Annotated in this window: 16 protein-coding genes; 3 read left to right on the forward strand and 13 right to left on the reverse strand. The window is 64.1% G+C overall.

The window, feature by feature from the left end; all coding sequences use genetic code 11:
- The first annotated feature begins 39 nt into the window (after nt 1-39).
- Nucleotides 40-909, forward strand: a complete 870-nt coding sequence (locus tag LB557_RS10995) for a LysR substrate-binding domain-containing protein (protein ID WP_140617485.1) — start codon at nt 40-42, stop codon at nt 907-909.
- Here LB557_RS10995 and LB557_RS11000 read toward each other — a convergent pair.
- The 13 genes from LB557_RS11000 to LB557_RS11060 all read right to left on the reverse strand — a co-directional run bounded on the left by LB557_RS11000 (nt 906) and on the right by LB557_RS11060 (nt 14,491).
- The gene (locus LB557_RS11000) at nt 906-3,383 is read right to left on the reverse strand and encodes an FAD-dependent oxidoreductase (protein WP_224643396.1); all 2,478 of its coding nucleotides are present in this window, start codon (nt 3,381-3,383) and stop codon (nt 906-908) included. The genes LB557_RS10995 and LB557_RS11000 overlap by 4 nt on opposite strands.
- Before the next feature lie 82 nt (nt 3,384-3,465).
- Entirely contained in the window at nt 3,466-4,254 is a 789-nt protein-coding gene (locus LB557_RS11005) for a DeoR/GlpR family DNA-binding transcription regulator (protein ID WP_224643395.1), read from the reverse strand.
- Nucleotides 4,255-4,354: 100 nt separating this feature from the next.
- Nucleotides 4,355-4,582, reverse strand: coding sequence for an FCD domain-containing protein (locus tag LB557_RS11010; RefSeq protein ID WP_224643394.1), 228 nt, complete (start codon nt 4,580-4,582; stop codon nt 4,355-4,357).
- Nucleotides 4,579-5,580 carry a N(2)-acetyl-L-2,4-diaminobutanoate deacetylase DoeB gene (gene doeB, locus LB557_RS11015; protein WP_224643393.1) on the reverse strand — a complete coding sequence of 334 codons (1,002 nt, stop codon included), beginning with the start codon at nt 5,578-5,580 and terminating at the stop codon, nt 4,579-4,581. Before doeB ends, LB557_RS11010 begins: the two co-directional genes overlap by 4 nt.
- A 5-nt stretch (nt 5,581-5,585) precedes the next feature.
- Nucleotides 5,586-6,764, reverse strand: a complete 1,179-nt coding sequence (doeA, locus tag LB557_RS11020) for an ectoine hydrolase DoeA (RefSeq protein WP_224643392.1) — start codon at nt 6,762-6,764, stop codon at nt 5,586-5,588.
- 132 nt (nt 6,765-6,896) lie between these two features.
- Nucleotides 6,897-7,889 (reverse strand): ectoine utilization protein EutC, encoded by a 993-nt coding sequence (gene eutC / locus LB557_RS11025; RefSeq protein ID WP_224643391.1) that lies wholly within the window; start codon nt 7,887-7,889, stop codon nt 6,897-6,899.
- Nucleotides 7,886-8,878 (reverse strand): hydroxyectoine utilization dehydratase EutB, encoded by a 993-nt coding sequence (gene eutB / locus LB557_RS11030; RefSeq protein ID WP_140617491.1) that lies wholly within the window; start codon nt 8,876-8,878, stop codon nt 7,886-7,888. The genes eutC and eutB overlap by 4 nt, the downstream gene beginning before the upstream one ends.
- 5 nt (nt 8,879-8,883) lie before the next feature.
- Nucleotides 8,884-9,663: an ectoine utilization protein EutA gene (gene eutA, locus LB557_RS11035; RefSeq protein WP_140877894.1), complete on the reverse strand. Its 780-nt coding sequence runs from the start codon at nt 9,661-9,663 to the stop codon at nt 8,884-8,886.
- Between the two features lie 3 nt (nt 9,664-9,666).
- Nucleotides 9,667-10,326, reverse strand: a complete 660-nt coding sequence (ehuD, locus tag LB557_RS11040; RefSeq protein WP_015319077.1) for an ectoine/hydroxyectoine ABC transporter permease subunit EhuD — start codon at nt 10,324-10,326, stop codon at nt 9,667-9,669.
- 34 nt (nt 10,327-10,360) lie between these two features.
- Complete coding sequence (gene ehuC / locus LB557_RS11045) at nt 10,361-11,020, reverse strand: ectoine/hydroxyectoine ABC transporter permease subunit EhuC (RefSeq protein WP_015319078.1); 660 nt, start codon at nt 11,018-11,020, stop codon at nt 10,361-10,363.
- 172 nt (nt 11,021-11,192) lie between these two features.
- Entirely contained in the window at nt 11,193-12,044 is an 852-nt protein-coding gene (ehuB, locus tag LB557_RS11050; protein ID WP_015319079.1) for an ectoine/hydroxyectoine ABC transporter substrate-binding protein EhuB, read from the reverse strand.
- Between the two features lie 91 nt (nt 12,045-12,135).
- Nucleotides 12,136-12,927 carry an ectoine/hydroxyectoine ABC transporter ATP-binding protein EhuA gene (ehuA, locus tag LB557_RS11055; RefSeq protein WP_140617493.1) on the reverse strand — a complete coding sequence of 264 codons (792 nt, stop codon included), beginning with the start codon at nt 12,925-12,927 and terminating at the stop codon, nt 12,136-12,138.
- A gap of 178 nt (nt 12,928-13,105) precedes the next feature.
- Nucleotides 13,106-14,491, reverse strand: a complete 1,386-nt coding sequence (locus LB557_RS11060) for a PLP-dependent aminotransferase family protein (protein ID WP_140823473.1) — start codon at nt 14,489-14,491, stop codon at nt 13,106-13,108.
- A gap of 83 nt (nt 14,492-14,574) precedes the next feature.
- Here LB557_RS11060 and LB557_RS11065 point away from each other — a divergent pair, with 83 nt between their 5' ends.
- Complete coding sequence (locus LB557_RS11065) at nt 14,575-15,066, forward strand: Lrp/AsnC family transcriptional regulator (RefSeq protein ID WP_140823474.1); 492 nt, start codon at nt 14,575-14,577, stop codon at nt 15,064-15,066.
- 129 nt (nt 15,067-15,195) lie between these two features.
- Entirely contained in the window at nt 15,196-16,689 is a 1,494-nt protein-coding gene (locus LB557_RS11070; protein WP_224643390.1) for an NAD-dependent succinate-semialdehyde dehydrogenase, read from the forward strand.
- The last annotated feature ends 20 nt before the right edge of the window (nt 16,690-16,709 follow it).

The raw sequence follows: 16,709 nt of genomic DNA on the forward strand, positions 1-16,709 counted from the left end.
TAGGCTGCTGGTAACCAGAGAGGCTCGGGAGCGAAGAAGATGCGCTATGTTCAGTTGCGGGCCTTTCATCAGGTGGCGATCTCCGGCGGCTTTTCGCGGGCGGCCGAAGCGCTGTTCCTGACCCAGCCGGCGATATCGGACCAGGTCCGCAAGCTCGAGGAAGAGTATGATGTCCTGCTGTTCAATCGTAACAAGAAGCAGGTCACCCTGACCCATTCCGGCCAGAAACTGCTCGAAATAACCCACCGCATGTTCGACACCGAGCAGCAGGCGTTGGAGCTTCTGACCGAGTCGCGCGCGCTGCGTTCCGGCACGCTGCGCATCGTCGCCGACGCCGCGCATCATCTGCTTCACATTCTCGGCAGCTTCCGCGCCCGCTATCCCGGAGTGCAGGTCTCGGTGCGTGCCGGAAACACCGAGACGGTGATCAGCAGCCTCTACAGCTACGATGCCGATATCGGCGTGCTGGGCGAGGTGCCCGCCGGACGCGACTTCGAAGTGCTGAAACTGAACTCGACGCCCATCATCGCCTTCACCTCGATTGACCATCCGCTGTCGGGGAAGAAATCGCTGACGCTCAAGCAGCTCGCACAGGAATCCCTGGTCATGCGCGAGCGCGGCTCGAAGACGCGCCAGAAGCTCGAAGACCTGGCCGCCGCGTCGAAGGTCGAACTCAGGCCTGTGATCGAGGCAGAAGGCCGCGAAGCCGTGCGCGAAATCGTCGCCTCGGGCGCCGGTATCGGCTTTGTCTCGGCGGCCGAATTCGGCCAGGATTCGCGGCTCGTCCCAATCACCATCGACGCGCCCGAGACCTTGATGGACGAGGCGCTGATCTGCCTGCGCGAGCGCAGCGGCGGCAAACTGGTGCGCGCCTTTCTCGACATGGCGCGCTCTATGTCGACGGATTAAGCCGCGGCCCTGATCTCCATTGCATCGGCTTTCACCCGCTCCGACTTCGGATCGTAGGGGCTGCGCAGATGCACGGTAGCCGCATGGCGTACGCCGGCTAGATCGATCTCGAAATGGCCGCCGCTCAGGAACACAGCATCCACGCCGGTTTCGTTTTCGATCAAGCCGAGCGCCACTGACCGGCCAAGCGTATGGCCGTAGGCGGCCGAGCGAACCTCGCCGACCGGCTTGCCGTCGCGTAGGACCAACTCGCCGCCCCACAGCATCGGCTCGGTATCGTCGAGCGTAAGGAGCACGATACGCTTTGCCGGTGCCGACGACGACTTTGCCTCAACAAGCGCGTCATGGCCGATGAACCCACCCAGTTTGTCCATAGCAACGGCGAAGCCAAGCCCCGCCTGCCAGGGATTGATATCAGGCGTCAGTTCCCGACCCCAGGCTCGAAAACCTTTTTCGATGCGCAAGGCGTCGAGCGCGTAGTAGCCGGCGTCGGCCAAGCCGAATTCACGGCCGGCCTTGTGCAACGCCTCGTAGACGCCGACGGCGAATTCGGCCGGCACGATCAGTTCCCAGCCGAGTTCGCCGACATAGGTCATGCGGTTGGCATAGGCAGTGGCGTAGCCGATATCGATTTCGCGAATGCTGGCGAAGGGGAAGCCGGCGTTGGAAAGATCGGCCGACGACAGTTTGCAGAGGAGATCGCGCGAACGCGGCCCCATCAACGCCAGCACCGCGTAAGCAGAGGTAACGTCGGTCAGGGCGGCGTGGGCATGGGCCGGAATGTTCTTGACGATCCAGTCGGCATCGTGGACCGCCTGGGCGGAGCCGGTAACGATGAGGAATCTTTCCGCGCCAAGCCGCATCACGGTGAGATCGCTTTCGTAACCGCCGCGCGCATTGAGCACGCCGGTGTAGACCGACGTGCCGACCGGCACATTGATGTCGCCGGCGCAGATGCGGTTCAACACGGCACAGGCATCGCGGCCCTGGACAAGAAGCTTGGCGAAGGAGGTCTGGTCGAAGATGGCGACGGCTTCGCGCGTCGCCTTCATCTCGCGCCGCACGGCCTCGTGCCAGTTCTGGCGACCGAAGGCATAGTCGTTCCCGGCTTTCTCTCCCGGCGCCGCGAACCAGTTGGCACGCTCCCAGCCCATCTTGGAACCGAAGCAGGCGCCCTTGGCGGCGAGCCGATCATAGAGCGGCGAGCGGCGGAACGGCCGCGCGGTATCCAATTCGCGGTTCGGCCACGGCATGGCGTAATGCAGGCCGAGCGTCTCCTTGACGCGGTCATGCAGCCAGCGCGGATTGTTGTTGAAAGCGGCGAAGCGCCTGATGTCGACCGGCCACAAATCCATGGTCGGCGCGCCGTTGACGATCCATTCGGCCAGTGCCTTGCCGGCGCCACCGGCACTGGCAATGCCCATCGAATTGAAGCCGGCGCCGACATAGAAATTCTTCAACTCCGGCGCCTCGCCGAGGAGGAAATTGTTGTCCGGCGTGAAGCTTTCGGGTCCGTTGTAGAATTTCTTGACTTCGGCCCGCGCCAGCTGCGGCACGCGCACCAGCGCGTTTTCCATCAGGATCTCGAACTGGTCCCAGTCGTCGGGCAGCAGCGCGAATTCGAAATTTTCGGGAATGCCGTTCATGCCCCACGGCTTGGCGTGCGGCTCGAAGCCACCCATCACCAGACCGCCGACCTCCTCCTTGAAGTAGATGAAGCCATCGGGGTCGCGCATGACAGGCAGGTCCGGATGCACACCCTCGATCCGGCCGGTGACGATGTACATGTGCTCGGCCGAATGCAGCGGCACCGAGACGCCGCACATCAGCCCGACCTTGCGCGCCCATTGGCCTGCGCAGTTGACGACGATCTCGGCGGCGATGTCGCCGCGGTCCGTCTCGACGCCGCAGGCGACGCCGTTTTTCACCGTGATGCCGGTGACCTGCACCCGCTCGAAGATTTTGACGCCACCATTGCGCGCGCCCTTGGCCAGCGATTGCGTGAGATCGGTGGGATTGGCCTTGCCGTCTCCGGGCAGCCAGACGGCGCCGACCAGATCGTCTGTCGCCATCACCGGCCAGAGCTCGGCTGCCTCGCGAGGCGAGATGACGTCGATCTCGACCCCTTGGGCACGCGCCGACGCGGCCGTGCGCTTCAACACCGTCATGCGGTCGGTGGTGCGCGCGACGGACAGCGAACCGCAGTTCTTCCAGCCGGTGGCGAGGCCGGTCTCGGCCTCCAGTTCGCTGTAGAGCTGCGTGGAGTACCGGATCAGGCTGGTCATGTTGGAATGGCTGCGCAGCTGACCGACAAGGCCAGCCGCGTGCCAGGTGGTGCCGCCGCTGAGTTGTCCCTGCTCAAGCAGCACCACATCGCTCCAGCCCAGCTTGGTCAGATGATAGGCGACCGAGCAGCCGATGATGCCGCCGCCGACAATGACAATTCGAGCCTGGGTGGGAAATTCATGTGCCATGAGCGTTCCGCCATTTGAGGGATGGCCGAGACATTACCATGGGAAAACCAAATATCAACTCATAATATCACAAAATATCACATCAAGCTGCAACGATGAGTTCAGGCCCCCTTTGCGAAAGCGCCTCGGCAAGCGCGAATTCGGGGTCGGTGTCGACGATTACCCCAGCGGCACGTTCGAAATTCGGAATCCTGAGCGGCGTCAGCTTGCCGAATTTGCTGCTGTCGAGCACGAAATAGGCCTTGCCGGCGAGGCTAATCATCCGGCCCCGCTGTTCGGCCCCGGCGCGGGTGAAATCGGTCACCTCGCCGTCCGGAGACAGCGCTCCGCCACCCAGAAAGGCCATATCGACGCGAAAGCGCGCCATCGCATCGAGCGTGTCGATGCCGGAAGCCGCCTCCTCGCCCGGGTCGACTTCGCCGCCCAGCATGTGCACGCGCATGCCGGGGACATGGCATAGGTGCAGCGCTATCTTCAGGCTGGCCGTGCAGATCGTCACATCGCGCAGTTCCGTCATTGCATGCGCGATGGCCAACGTGGTGGTGCCGGAATCGAGAAAGACCACCATGCCATCCCTGACCAGCCCGGCGGCCGCCCTGCCGATCGCGGCCTTGCCTTGGGCATTTTCCTGGCTGCGCTGGCTCATCGCGGGTTCGCTGGGTTCGAAGCGGGCGGCCCCGCCATGCACGATGCCGAGCCTGCCCTGGTCGGAAAGCAGCTTCAAATCGCGGCGGATGGTTTCGCGCGAGACGTCGAAGAACCCAGCCAGTTCGGCGACGCTAACGGAACCCTGGGCGCCCAGCCGCCGCAGGATCTCGTCATGGCGGCGCGGGGCAAGGGCACGTGCCGGCAGGCGGCTGACGGGAGACATGGCATCCTCGTGTCGAGCATTGATGTTGCAATATGTGGCAGCGAACCGGCGCGGTGGCAACCACGCGCCACGCTTGCGGGCGGCCCCCTGCCCTTCGGGGTTAGAATTTTCGCGACAACCCGCCGCCATCCGTCGCGTTGACCAGCGTGTCGCTTCCCTCGCGAAGATGCTGTCTCAGAACGCTCACCGCCTTCTTGCCATCGCGCCGGCGGCAGGCGGTCAGCAGATCGCGGTGTTCGCTCTGCGAGCGGGTGCGATAATCCGGATTCGACAGCTCGAGCAGAAGAGTGGGTCCGCCCGGCATGGTCCGGGCGGAGAAATCAGTCAATCGACCTTTACGGCGACCACCGCGGCGCAGTCGCCGGCCTTGACCAGGCCAGGGAAATGCCGCGCCGCCAGCATGCCCGACATTTTGGCCCGGATTTCCCGCGGCGCGACGCCGGTGCGGCCGGTGGAATGAATGCGGGCCACCACCGCGCCTTCTTCGACAGGTTCGCCGAGATCGACCATGGTTTCGATCATGCCGTCATCCTCGGCGAAGCAGAAGCAATCGCCCGAGGGCATGTCCAGCCACTGCGTTCTGCCCATCTCGACCGCCCCGGCGACGATACCCTCATGACGCAGCACGTTGAGGATGCCGCGCCGCGCGATCCGCACCGTCTCGGCTCGCGACGTACCGCCACCGCCGAGCTCGGTGGTGACGAAGACCTTGCCCATCTCTTCGGCCGCCGTGTCATACATGCCGATCGCATCGATCTCGGTCATGCGCATCGAGAATGGTGCCGAGAATGCCGCCACCGCGGCAAAGGCTTTCTGCTCCAGCGCCTTGTCGGGCAAAGTGTGGGCGGCACAGAACGGTACGAAATCCAGCGTCCTGCCGCCGGAATGGAAGTCGAAGACGATGTCGGCGCGGGGAAGCAGCTCGCGTTGGAAATAATCGGCGATCTTCTGCGTCACCGTGCCGTCGGGCCGGCCGGGGAAACTGCGGTTCATGTTGCCCTTTTCGATCGGCGAGGTGCGCGTGCCGGCCCGAAAAGCAGGATAGTTCATCGCCGGCACGATGATGACGGTGCCGCTGACCTGGCTGGGATCGAGCGTGCGGGCGAGTTCGTAGAGCGCCAGCGGCCCTTCATACTCGTCGCCATGATTGCCGCCGGTCAGCAGCGCCGCCGGCCCCTTGCCGTTGCGGATGACGCAGATCGGGATCATCACCGAGCCCCAGGCCGAGTCGTCGCGGCTATAGGGCAGGCGCAGGAAACCATGCTGGACGCCGTCACGATCGAAATCGACGGTCGGCGTGACCGGCGACGGGCGAAGACTGGACATCGGGCTCAATCCTTCACCACCAGCTTGCGCGGCACGTTGGCCAGGCACTCCACACCGGTTTCGGTGATCAGGATGGATTCAGTGATCTCCAGCCCCATCGTCTCCAACCACAGGCCGGTCATGAAATGGAAGGTCATGCCGGGCTTGAGTTCGGTGCGATCGCCGGGGCGCAGGCTCATCGTGCGCTCGCCCCAGTCCGGTGGATAGGAAAGCCCGATCGAATAGCCGGTGCGGTTGTCCTTGACGATGCCGTATTTCTTCAACACGGCGAAGAAGGCATTGGCGATGTCCTCGCAGGCATTACCCGGCTTTGCGGCGGCAAGGCCGGCTTCCATGCCTTCCAGCGTTGCCTTCTCGGCATCGAGGAATTCCTGCGTCGGCTTGCCGAGGAAGACGGTGCGCGACAGCGGGCAATGGTACCTGTTGTAGCAGCCGGCGATCTCGAAGAAAGTGCCCTCGCCCGACTTCATCGGCTTGTCGTCCCAGGTCAGGTGCGGCGCCGAGGCGTCGGCGCCCGAGGGCAGCAGCGGCACGATCGCGGGGTAGTCACCGCCAATGCCGTCGACGCCGCGCGTGCCGGCATCGTAGATCTCGGCGACGAGATCGTTCTTGCGCATGCCGACTTCGATCTTGTCGACGATGCGCTGGTGCATCGCCTCGACGATACGGGCGGCCTTGCGCATATAGTCGATCTCGGTTGGGCTCTTCACCGCGCGCTGCCAGTTGACCAGCGCGGTGGCGTCGACGAAACGGGCGTTGGGCATATGCTTTTGCAGCGAGGCGAAGGCGGCGGCGGAGAACCAGTAATTGTCCATCTCGACGCCGACGGTGAGCTTGCCCCAGCCGCGATCGGTCAGCACGCTCGACAGGAAATCCATCGGGTGGCGCTCGGTCGACTGCACATAGTGGTCGGCATAGCCGACGATGTTGTCATGTGCGAGGTAGGCGGTGCGCTTGGCGCCGTTCGCGTCCTGGCCACGGCCGTACCAGACCGGCTCGCCCGATGGCGGCACGATGACCGCCTGGTGGACGTAGAAGGACCAGCCGTCGTAGCCGGTCAGCCAGGCCATGTTGGAGGGATCGCTGACGATCAAAAGATCGACGCCTTTCGCCTCCATGGCTTTCCGCGTCTTGGCGAGGCGTTCCGCATATTCGCTTCGCGAGAATTTCAGGTTCGGCTGCATTTTGTTGGTCCTCGTTTGTTGGGGCTGGAGCCCGTTTCAACTCGTTGAATCTGGCTCCAGGGAATTTTTTGATTGAGCATGATGCTGGGGAAACCGGTTGCCATTTTCCGGATCATGCTCCTGCGGCCGGCGTCAGCTTTCAAAGATCGTTCCGGCTTTCGCGGCCAGCGCACGGTCGCGGGCGAGCGTGGCGATCGCCGTATCCTGCACGCCCGTGCCGGTCAGATCGGCGATGGTGATGTCGCCAGCCGAGCGCCGGCCATGCCTCGCGCCGGCGATGATCTGGCCGAGCTCGGTCACCTCCGCGTCTCCAGCCATCACGCCCGCCGCGATGGCATGGTGCAATTCGCCCAGGCGCCGCGTCTGTTTCGCGCTGTCGGCGACATAGAGATCGGCCATGCGCAGGATCGCCGGCGCTATCTCGTTCTTGTGCTCGGCGTCCGAACCCATGGCGGTGATGTGCTGGCCGGCCGAGACAAACCCTGCCTTGATCAGTGGTTCGGTCGACGGGGTGGTCGTGACGACGATGTCGGCACCGGCAACAGCGTTGGCTGCGTCAGTCTCGGCGCGCACGTCGATGCCGAGCTTTTCGCGTAAGGTGGCCGCGGTCACTTCGGCCTTGGCGGCATCGCGCGCCCAGATGCGGGCCTGCGTGATCGGCCGCACCAGCGTCAGCGCTTGCAGTTGCAGCCCGGCCTGCACGCCGGCGCCGAAGATCGAGGCGACCGACGAGTCCGGCCGCGACAGATGCTTGGCCGCGACGGCTCCCGCAGCAGCGGTGCGGACATCGGTGAGATAGCCGTTGTCGAGCAGCAAAGCCTCGACCAACCCTGTCTTCGACGACAGCAGCACCATCATGCCGTTAACGCTGGGCAGGCCAAGTTTGGGATTGTCGAAGAAGCCGGGGCTGATCTTGATGGCGAAGCCATCGATACCAGGCACATAGGCGGTCTTGACGTCAACCTCGCCGCGATGCTGGGGGATATCGAGCCGCAGGATCGGCGGCATCGCCACCGGCAGCGTGGCGAGCGCACGAAAAGCGTTCTCGACACAGGCGACGGCGTCGAGATCGAGCGTCACGATTGCGCGCAGTTCAGCTTCGGTGAGGATGGTCATCCTGCTCATGCGGCGCGCTCCGAAATCGATGGCATTTCCCCGCAGACAATCTTCCTGTGCAGTTGCATGTCGATGTTGCGGCCGGAAAGCAGAACCACAACCGGCCCCTCCGCCTTGACCTTGCCGGCGAGCAGCGCCGCGATGCCTACCGCACCGGCTCCCTCGACGATCTCGCGTTCCTGTTCATAGGCGTGGCGAATGCCGGCAGCGATTTCGTCCTCGCTGAGCAGGACGACATCGTCGAGCAGGTCGCGGCACATGGCGAAGGTCAGCCGGTTGTCGAGGCCGATGCCGCCGCCGAGCGAATCCGCCAGCGTCGGCAGTTCCTCGACCAGCACGGGGCGGCCCGCATCGAGGCTGGCCTTCATCGCGGCGCCCCGCGCCATCGAAACGCCGACGACTCTTGTTCCGGGACGGACACCCTTGACGGCCGCCGCTACACCCGAGGCCAACCCACCTCCGGAGAGTTGCACCAGTACCAGAGCGGCATCCGGGACCTGCTCCATCACCTCCAGCCCGAGCGTGCCTTGACCGGCAATGATGGCCGGATGGTCGAAGGGCGGCAGCATGACAAGCCCCTCCTCCGTCACCAGCCGCTCGACCTCCTGCTGGGCATCGTCCTGGCTGTTGCCAACGATACGGATTTCCGCGCCGAGGCGGCGGATTTCGTCCAGCTTATTCCTGGGTACCAGTCGAGACATGCAGATCACAGCACGCATGCCCTCGAGCTTTGCCGCATGCGCAAGCGCACGGCCATGATTGCCGGTCGATGCCGCGACGACGCCGCGCGCCTTCTCCCCTGCGCTGAGCGAAGCGACGGCGTTCGAAGCGCCCCGCAATTTGAAGCTGCCGGTGGTCTGGCGGTGCTCGAGCTTGAGTTGAACCGGAACGCCCAGCCTTTCGGAGAGACTTGCCGAAAGCACGATCGACGTGCGCTCGATCTTGCCGGCAATTCGAGCGCGCGCGGTACGGATATCGCCAAGGGTCACGGTCGCCATGGTCGTCAACCGCGCGGCAAGGGCAGCGTCATCAGACGGCCGAATTCGGGATGGGCTGTCTCATCACCGCAAAGGCGCAGGCAATTCCAGGCGGTCGCCTGGTTGCTGGTCACCACCGGGCGGCCGATCGCCTGTTCCATGCCAGTGACCGCCAGCGCGCCGCGCAGCGCCGTGCACGACACGAACAGCGCGTCTGCCTGCGGATGCATCGCCCGGCGCGCGAGATTGATGAGGGCTGCCGGGGCAATGCGCGCCATCTCGCGGTCGTCCTCGAAGCCGAGACAGGTGAAGCTTAGGACTTCGAAGCCACGTTCGGCGAAATAGGTCGCCATCGGTCTGGAGGTTTCCACGGTATAGGGCGTGAGGATGCTGATCCGGCGCACCCCGAAGGCGTTCAGCCCGCGCACGCCAGCCATCGGAGGAGTGACAACGGGTATACCTGACTTGGCGGCCTGGATCGCCGTCTCGATCTCGGCATCGCCAATCACCACCGAGGCCGACGTGCAGGAGTAGCAGATGGCGTCGAGCGGCTCGTCGGGCAGGATCAAGGCAGCGCCCGCCGTCAGCGCCGGCTGCATCTTGCGCAGGTTCTCAGGCGTCGTCGGGTTGGCGTAGGGAATGCGCGCGACATAGACGCCGATCCGTTCGCTCGCCACCATGCGGCGAAAATCCGGCTCGGTCGTGTGGTCGGTGGCCAGGATGATCAGCCCGACACGCCGCTCCAGCGGACGCTCATCGAGCGCTGGCCGGTCGGGCACAAGCTTGATCTCGGACAAGGGCTTCATCTTTTATCTTTCGATCTTGCCGTAGCGGCGTTCCAGCCAGCGCAGCAGCACGACCGAAATCAGGCTGATGGCGAGGAAGAAGGCGCCGACCAGCGTGATCGGCTCAAGGTAGCGATAATAGGTGTTGGCGACGCTTTTCGCCTGGTTCATCAGCTCCAGCACTGTGATCGCCGAGAGCAGCGGCGTCTCCTTGAACATGGCGATGAAGTAGTTGGCCAGCGCCGGGATCATCGGCGGAATAGCCTGCGGGATGATGATGTGGGACCAGGTCTGCCGCGCGCTGAGATTGCACGCCTTGGCGGCCTCCCACTGACCACGCGGCACATTGTCGATGCCGGCTCGGTAGACCTCCGCCGTGTAGGTGCCGTAGTGCAGGCCAAGTCCGATGACGCCGGCGACCAGCGGCGGCAAGAGAATGCCGATGTCGGGCAAGACGTAGAAGATGAAATAGAGCTGCACCAGGAGCGGTGTGCCGCGGATGAATTCAGCCACCCAACCGACGGTACGCGACAGCGCCTTGTTGGGCGAGCGGCGCGCCAGCGCGATGCCCAGACCGACGATCGCGGCCAGCACCGAGCCGAGCAGCGTCGCCAGGATGGTGATCTTCACCCCCTGGATCAGGGTCGGCAGGATCTGCCGGACGAAGTCCCAGTCCCAATCCATCAGCGGACCCAATTCATCAGGAATGCTCTGGCCATCAGACGCGCACTCCGTCGAGGCCGCGCGCCATGCGGCGTTCCAGCGAGCGCACACCCCACGAGATGAGCAGCGCCAGGATGAAATAGATGATGAGGATGGTGGTGAACGGCACCATGGTGTTGCCGGTCTGGGCGCGCACCACCTGTGCCTGGAACGTCAGGTCGGCGAGCGAGATCAGCGAGACCACCGATGTCGCCTTGAGCAGCTCGATGGCGTTGTTGCCGAACGTCGGCAGCATCACCAGAAACGCCTGCGGCAGGATGACGTGTCGCATGCCTTGCCAACGGCCGAGATTGAGCGCGACGCAGGCCTCATGCTGTTCGCGGCCGATCGACTGCACGGCGCCGCGCACCACCTCGGCTGCATAGGCGCCCACATTCAAGCCCAGCGCCAACACACCGGCCTGCAGCGGGGTCAGTTCGAAGCCCACCAGCGGCAACACGAAATAGGCGAAAAACAGCTGCACGAAGATCGAGGTGCCGCGGAAGAACTCGATATAGGCCGTGGCCAGGGCCCGCAGCACGAAGAAGCGCGACAGGCGCCCCATGCCGGCGAGAAAGGCCATGATCAGGGCGAGCACCGACCCCATCAGCGTCAGCTCGATGGTGACAAGCGCTCCCTGCAATATCAGGCCAAAATAGCCGGACCACTGGGTCATTGAGTTGAAGTTTCCAACGTTGGTTTCAGCTTCCTTCTCCCCGTTTATGGGGAGAAGATGCCGGCAGGCAGATGAGGGGCAGCGCCAGCTTGTCCAAATATGGCGCCGCCCCTCATCCGTCACTTCGTGACACCTTCTCCCCGTGAACGGGGAGAAGGCAAGAAAGACGCCCTTATTTCGCCGCGCAGAGCTTGTCGCGCGTGGTCGACATAGCCGCCGCCGCCGAGAAGCCGTAGGGCTCGATGATCTTTGCGAACTCACCCGACTTCTTCATCTTGGCGAGTTCGACGTCGAAGGCATCGCGCAACGCCTCGTCGCCCTTCTTGAAGGCCGCGCCGTCGCAATAGACCGGCGCGCCCTGCACCGGGGCGATGACTTCGAGGTTCGGATCGGCGGCCTTCTTCATCAGGTCGTTGATCGAAAGGACAGGCAGCGAATAGGCGTCGATGCGGCCGTCCTGCACCATCTTCAGGCCGCTCTGGCCGTCCGGCACGACGATGACGCGTTCGCGTGGCACGCCGGCGTTGAGCGCAAGCTTCTCCTCGGTGCCGCCGCCCGGCGCGCCGATGGTGGCGGACGTGTCCTTGGCGACATCCTCGTAGCTCTTGAAGCCTTTCGGATTGCCCTTCTTCACCAGCATCGCTTCGGCGTCGCACAGAACCGGCTCGGAATAGGCAACGGCGGCGCAACGCTCCGGCTTCATGAACAGGCCGGCGGTGACGACGTCGAAGCGGCCGGCCTGCAGGCCGGGAATCATGGCGCCATATTCCGAGATCGAGGCAGCGACATCGGCGACGCCCAGCCGCTTGAATATCTCGCGCGCGACGTCGGGCGCGGCACCCGAAACCTTGCCGTCGGCGGCGACAGCCGTATAGGGCGGCTCATTGGCGATGGCCAAGCGAGCGAAGCCTTGCGACTTCAGCTGTTCGAGCTTGCTGTCGTCGGCCGAACCCGTGATCGAGGCGGCCAGAACCGCCGAAAGCGCGAGACCGGCGACGCCGGCCAGAGTGCCAAGTTTCTTCATTGTTCCCAACTCCTTGTTCTTGTCTTGGTTTGCGTGATCTTAGGACGGCTCAACCGCCCATGGGGACGGCATTGCCGCCTTTGGCATGCGGTCAGACACGATGTCCGGCCGCGATGATCTTCTTCAGGAACCCTTGCGTGCGCTCCTGCTTGGGATTGCGGAAAATCTCGTCGGGCTTGCCTTCCTCGACTATTCTGCCGCGATCGAAGAACAGCACCCGGTCGGCGAAGTCGTGGGCGAAACCCATCTCATGGGTGACCAGCAGCATGGTCATGTCGGTCTCGGCGCAGAGCCGCCACAAGACGTTGAGCACCTCCTCGACCAGTTCCGGGTCGAGCGCCGACGTCACCTCGTCGAACAGCATGATCTTCGGCTGCAAAGCGAGCGCACGGGCGATCGCCACGCGCTGCTTCTGACCGCCTGACAGCTGCGCCGGCATCGCCTTCGCCTTGTCGGCCATGCCGACCATCTCGAGCAGTTCCATCGCCCGCTTCTGCGCGGCGGCGCGCGGCGTGCCCTTGGTCAGCATCGGCGCCAGGGTCACATTATCGATGACGCTCTTGTGCGGAAACAGGTTGAACAGCTGGAAGACCATGCCGGTTTTCTGGCGCATTCGCGCCAGGTGGCGCTCGTCGGCCGGCAGCAGCTGGCCGTTGCGCTCCATGTGGTAGAGTTGCTCGCCGTCGATCTGGATGTGACCGCCGTCGATGCGCTCCAGCGTCATCAGGATGCGCAAGATCGTCGTCTTGCCCGAGCCGGAGGGGCCGATCAGCGCCAGCTTCTCACGCGGCATGACCTGCATCGACAGGCCGTCCAGAACCTTGAAGCTGCCAAAGCTCTTCGAGATGCTGTCGATCTTGATGATGGGCGCGGTTGCGGACAAATGAATTTCCCCGTGCTGGAGAAGCCTGGTGCCCTAACGATGCGGAACGCGCCAAATCATGTCAATTGGGAAAATAATATCATGACAATTATTCTGATTGCGCACATTTTCCGGTCAATCCCAGCCGGCTTTTTGGACATGCCTTTGTCAGAACGCCTTGGTGTATTGGGCGGCATGCTCAGATTGCAAGCAGCAGATGCTCCGGATCGCCAAGCAAGAGCTTGGTGACAACGCCGAGACCCGCGCGCAGTTCCCCCTCGGTGGTCGAACCCAGCGAAATGCGCACCGCCGGATGCCAGGGCGTATCCGAAATACGGAAGGAGGTGCCCGGCGCAATGGCCACGCCTTGCAGCCGAGCCTGGGCGACAAAGCTTTCCTCGGAACGGTCGGCCGGCAGTTGCAGCCAGATATGCAACCCGTCGCGACGGGCACGGTAGTCGACGCCGGCCAGCACCTCGCCCGCGATGTCCTGTCGCCGCCGCAACGCCGCGCGCTGCCAGCGCACCAGCTCCATCGCGGTGCCGTCGGTCACCCATTTGGTGGCGATCTCGGCCACCAGCGGTGTCGCCATCCAGTTCGAGACGAGATGCCGGTTGGCGACAGCGGCAACGTAGCGATCGGGCGCGGCGAGATAGCCGATGCGCAGGCCGGGCACGGTGATCTTGGTGAAGGAGGTGACGTAGAGCGTCCGTTCCGGCGCGAAAGCGGCGACCGGCGGCGGTCGATCCTCGACCAAGGGACCCAGCACGTCGTTCTCGATGATGGCGATGTCGTGCTTGCGCGCCACCGCCGCGATCTGCTCGCGACGCTCCGCATCCATGAGCGTTGCCGTGGGATTGATTACCGAAGGCTGCACGAAGACGGCGCGGATGTCGGACAGCCGGCAGGCTTCGTCCAGCGCTTCCGGAATCAGGCCATTGCTGTCGATCGGCAGGCCTTGAAGATTGAAGCCGAGATAGCGCGCCAGCGGCACCAGCGTATGATGACCGATCGCCTCGGTGGCAACGGTGGAGCCGGGCGGCGCCACGCTCATCAGCGCCACCGTCATGCCGGCCGTGGCGCCATTGGTGAGGCTGATGTTCTGCGCGGAGGCGTCCAGCCCGCACAGCTTCAGCCATTCGACCGCCACGGCACGGTGGCGCGGGAACACCATGTTTGGCCGGAACGACAGTGCCGAACTCGAAGGCAGGTTTTCGGCGAGCCAGCCCAGCGCCTGCTTCATCTGCTCCAGGTGCATCGGCTCGCAGACCGGCTTCAGGATCGACAGGTCGATGACTTCACCCAGGCGCTCCGGCAGATAAGGCGGCTCCGGTTCGCGGCGCTGCGTCTGCACAAAGCTGCCGCGGCCGATCTCGCCCGAAATCAGGCCGCGCCGGATCAGTTCCTCATAGGCACGACTGACCGTCTGCACTGAAAGCTTGAGGTCGTCGGCCAGGCGGCGGTGGGTCGGCAACCGCGTGCCGTTGGCGAGGCGGCCGTCGTGGATGGCGCGCGCGAACTGGTCGGCCAACGATTGATAGGCCGGCCGCCGGATGAGCGCGGGATCAGGGTGCCACAATGTCATGACTTATTAGAGATCGAAATCAGTGCAATTGACAATCGAAATAATGCGCCGTCATGGTACGATCGACGAAAAAGTGAGCGCTGATGACTGCTGCGAAACTCGACGCGATCGACCTCAAAATCCTCGACGCCATCCAGCGTGATGGACGCATCACCAAGCTGGCGTTGGCCGAGCAGGTCGGGCTGTCGCCGACGCCGTGCTGGATGCGGCTGCGCAAGCTGGAAAAGGCCGGCATCGTCTCGGGTTATCATGCCCGGATCGCCATGCGCGTTGTGGCGCCAGTCGCCACCGTACTGATGGAGGTGACGCTGGCCAGCCATCGCCAGGCCGATTTCGACCGCTTCGAGCGCGTCGTCCGCGACATTCCCGAGATCGTCGCCTGCTGGTCGGTGGGCGGCGGCGTCGATTATGTGCTGAAGGTGATGGCGCGCGACATCGACGCCTATCAGCGGCTGGTCGACGGCTTGCTCGATCGCGAGATCGGCATCGACCGCTACTTCACCTACATCGTCATCAAGACAGTGAAGGATGATGTCGCGCTGCCGATAGCGGACCTGCTGCCGGCGTCGACCTAGACCGGAGAGATCGACTGCCCCCTCGCCGCAATAGAGAGACTCTCTCTACGGCCAGGCGTCCAAACAGCCTCTCTGTCTGCCGGTGATGGGTAGTCTCCCCGCATCAAACCGAACCGGGAGGCTTCGACCATGTCCGCGCATTTCGCCCGCTCGCATCGCCACGAAGCGCTCGACCGGCTCGCCGACCGCCGGCTGCTGCGCGAACTCGCCTATATCGACGGCCACTGGACGGCAAGCGAGGCGGCCGAGAGTTTCGAGGTCACCGATCCCGCGACCGGCACCACCGTGGCCTTCGTCGCAGCGCTCGATGCCGGCCAGACGACAAAAGCCATCGACGCCGCCGCGCGCGCCTTTCCGGCCTGGCGGGCGCTGCTGCCGCAGGAGCGCTCCAAAATCCTGCGAAAATGGTTCGAGCTGATCATCGCAGCGAAAGACGACCTCGCTTTGCTGATGACGCTTGAGCAGGGCAAACCGCTCAAGGAGTCGCTTGGCGAAATCGACTACGCCGCCTCTTTCATCGAGTGGTATGCCGAGGAAGCAAAACGCCTCAACGCCGAGAGCGTCACCAGCCATCTGCCGAACGCGGAAATGATGGTGCGGCGCGAACCACTCGGCGTCGTCGGCGTGGTCACGCCGTGGAATTTTCCTTCGGCGATGCTGACCCGCAAGGCAGCCGCCGCTCTTGCCGCCGGCTGCACCATCGTTACCCATCCGTCTTCTGAGACGCCACTTTCGGCGCTGGCGCTGGCCGAACTCGGCGAACGCGCCGGACTGCCGGCCGGCGTCTTCAACATCGTCACCGGCAAGGCCGCGACGATCGTTGGACGCATGTGCGAAGATTCGCGCGTGCGCGCCATGAGTTTTACCGGCTCGACCGAGATCGGCCGGCTGATCGCCGCCCAAAGCGCGCCGACGATGAAGCGGCTGGTGATGGAGCTTGGTGGTCACGCGCCGCTGATCGTCTTTGCCGATGCCGATCTCGACAAAGCGGTCACCATTGCCATCGACGCCAAATTCGCCACATCAGGCCAGGACTGCCTTGCGGCCAACCGCATCTATGTCCAGCGTCCGCTCTATGACCGCTTCTGCGCCGCTTTCGCCAAGCGCGTCGAGGCGCTGCGGGCCGGCAATGGCTTGGCCGATGACATCGACATCGGGCCGCTGATGCATGAGCGCGCCGTCAAGAAGGTCGAGGAACAGGTCGCCGACGCCGTGGTCCTCGGCGCGCGTTGCCTCGCCGGCGGCAAGCGCCATCAGGCCGGACCGCTCTTCTACCAGCCGACGCTGCTGGCCGATGTCGCCGACGACGCGCTGATCATGCGCGAAGAGACCTTTGGTCCGGTCGCCGCCGTCACGCCTTTCGACAGCGAGGACGAAGTCATCGCACGCGCCAATGCGACCGAATATGGCCTGGTCGCCTATGTGGTGACCGAGAACGGCGCGCGCCAGCAGCGCATGGGCCGCGCGCTCGACTACGGCATGGTCGCCATCAACCGTGTGAAGATCACCGGCGCGCCGATCCCGTTCGGTGGCGTCAAGCAGTCCGGCATCGGCCGCGAAGGTTCGCGCCACGGGCTAGAAGCTTTTACCGACCTCAAATACCTTTGCCTGGATGTGGCGTAGGCTCGCACCCGGATCTCTTT

The sequence above is a fragment of the Mesorhizobium sp. BR115XR7A genome (assembly GCF_020165315.1).
GTDB lineage: Bacteria > Pseudomonadota > Alphaproteobacteria > Rhizobiales > Rhizobiaceae > Mesorhizobium > Mesorhizobium australicum.

What these genes read in the sequence shown, in the direction of transcription:
- LB557_RS11000 (WP_224643396.1), bottom strand. Translation starts at nt 3,383, where the DNA reads ATGGCACATGAATTTCCCACCCAGGCTCGAATTGTCATTGTCGGCGGC.
- ehuD (WP_015319077.1), bottom strand. Translation starts at nt 10,326, where the DNA reads ATGGATTGGGACTGGGACTTCGTCCGGCAGATCCTGCCGACCCTGATC.
- LB557_RS11070 (WP_224643390.1), top strand. Translation starts at nt 15,196, where the DNA reads ATGTCCGCGCATTTCGCCCGCTCGCATCGCCACGAAGCGCTCGACCGG.
- eutA (WP_140877894.1), bottom strand. Translation starts at nt 9,663, where the DNA reads ATGAAGCCCTTGTCCGAGATCAAGCTTGTGCCCGACCGGCCAGCGCTC.
- ehuC (WP_015319078.1), bottom strand. Translation starts at nt 11,020, where the DNA reads ATGACCCAGTGGTCCGGCTATTTTGGCCTGATATTGCAGGGAGCGCTT.
- LB557_RS11005 (WP_224643395.1), bottom strand. Translation starts at nt 4,254, where the DNA reads ATGTCTCCCGTCAGCCGCCTGCCGGCACGTGCCCTTGCCCCGCGCCGC.
- LB557_RS11065 (WP_140823474.1), top strand. Translation starts at nt 14,575, where the DNA reads ATGACTGCTGCGAAACTCGACGCGATCGACCTCAAAATCCTCGACGCC.
- doeA (WP_224643392.1), bottom strand. Translation starts at nt 6,764, where the DNA reads ATGCAGCCGAACCTGAAATTCTCGCGAAGCGAATATGCGGAACGCCTC.
- eutC (WP_224643391.1), bottom strand. Translation starts at nt 7,889, where the DNA reads ATGAGCAGGATGACCATCCTCACCGAAGCTGAACTGCGCGCAATCGTG.
- LB557_RS10995 (WP_140617485.1), top strand. Translation starts at nt 40, where the DNA reads ATGCGCTATGTTCAGTTGCGGGCCTTTCATCAGGTGGCGATCTCCGGC.
- doeB (WP_224643393.1), bottom strand. Translation starts at nt 5,580, where the DNA reads ATGTCCAGTCTTCGCCCGTCGCCGGTCACGCCGACCGTCGATTTCGAT.
- eutB (WP_140617491.1), bottom strand. Translation starts at nt 8,878, where the DNA reads ATGGCGACCGTGACCCTTGGCGATATCCGTACCGCGCGCGCTCGAATT.
- ehuB (WP_015319079.1), bottom strand. Translation starts at nt 12,044, where the DNA reads ATGAAGAAACTTGGCACTCTGGCCGGCGTCGCCGGTCTCGCGCTTTCG.
- LB557_RS11060 (WP_140823473.1), bottom strand. Translation starts at nt 14,491, where the DNA reads ATGACATTGTGGCACCCTGATCCCGCGCTCATCCGGCGGCCGGCCTAT.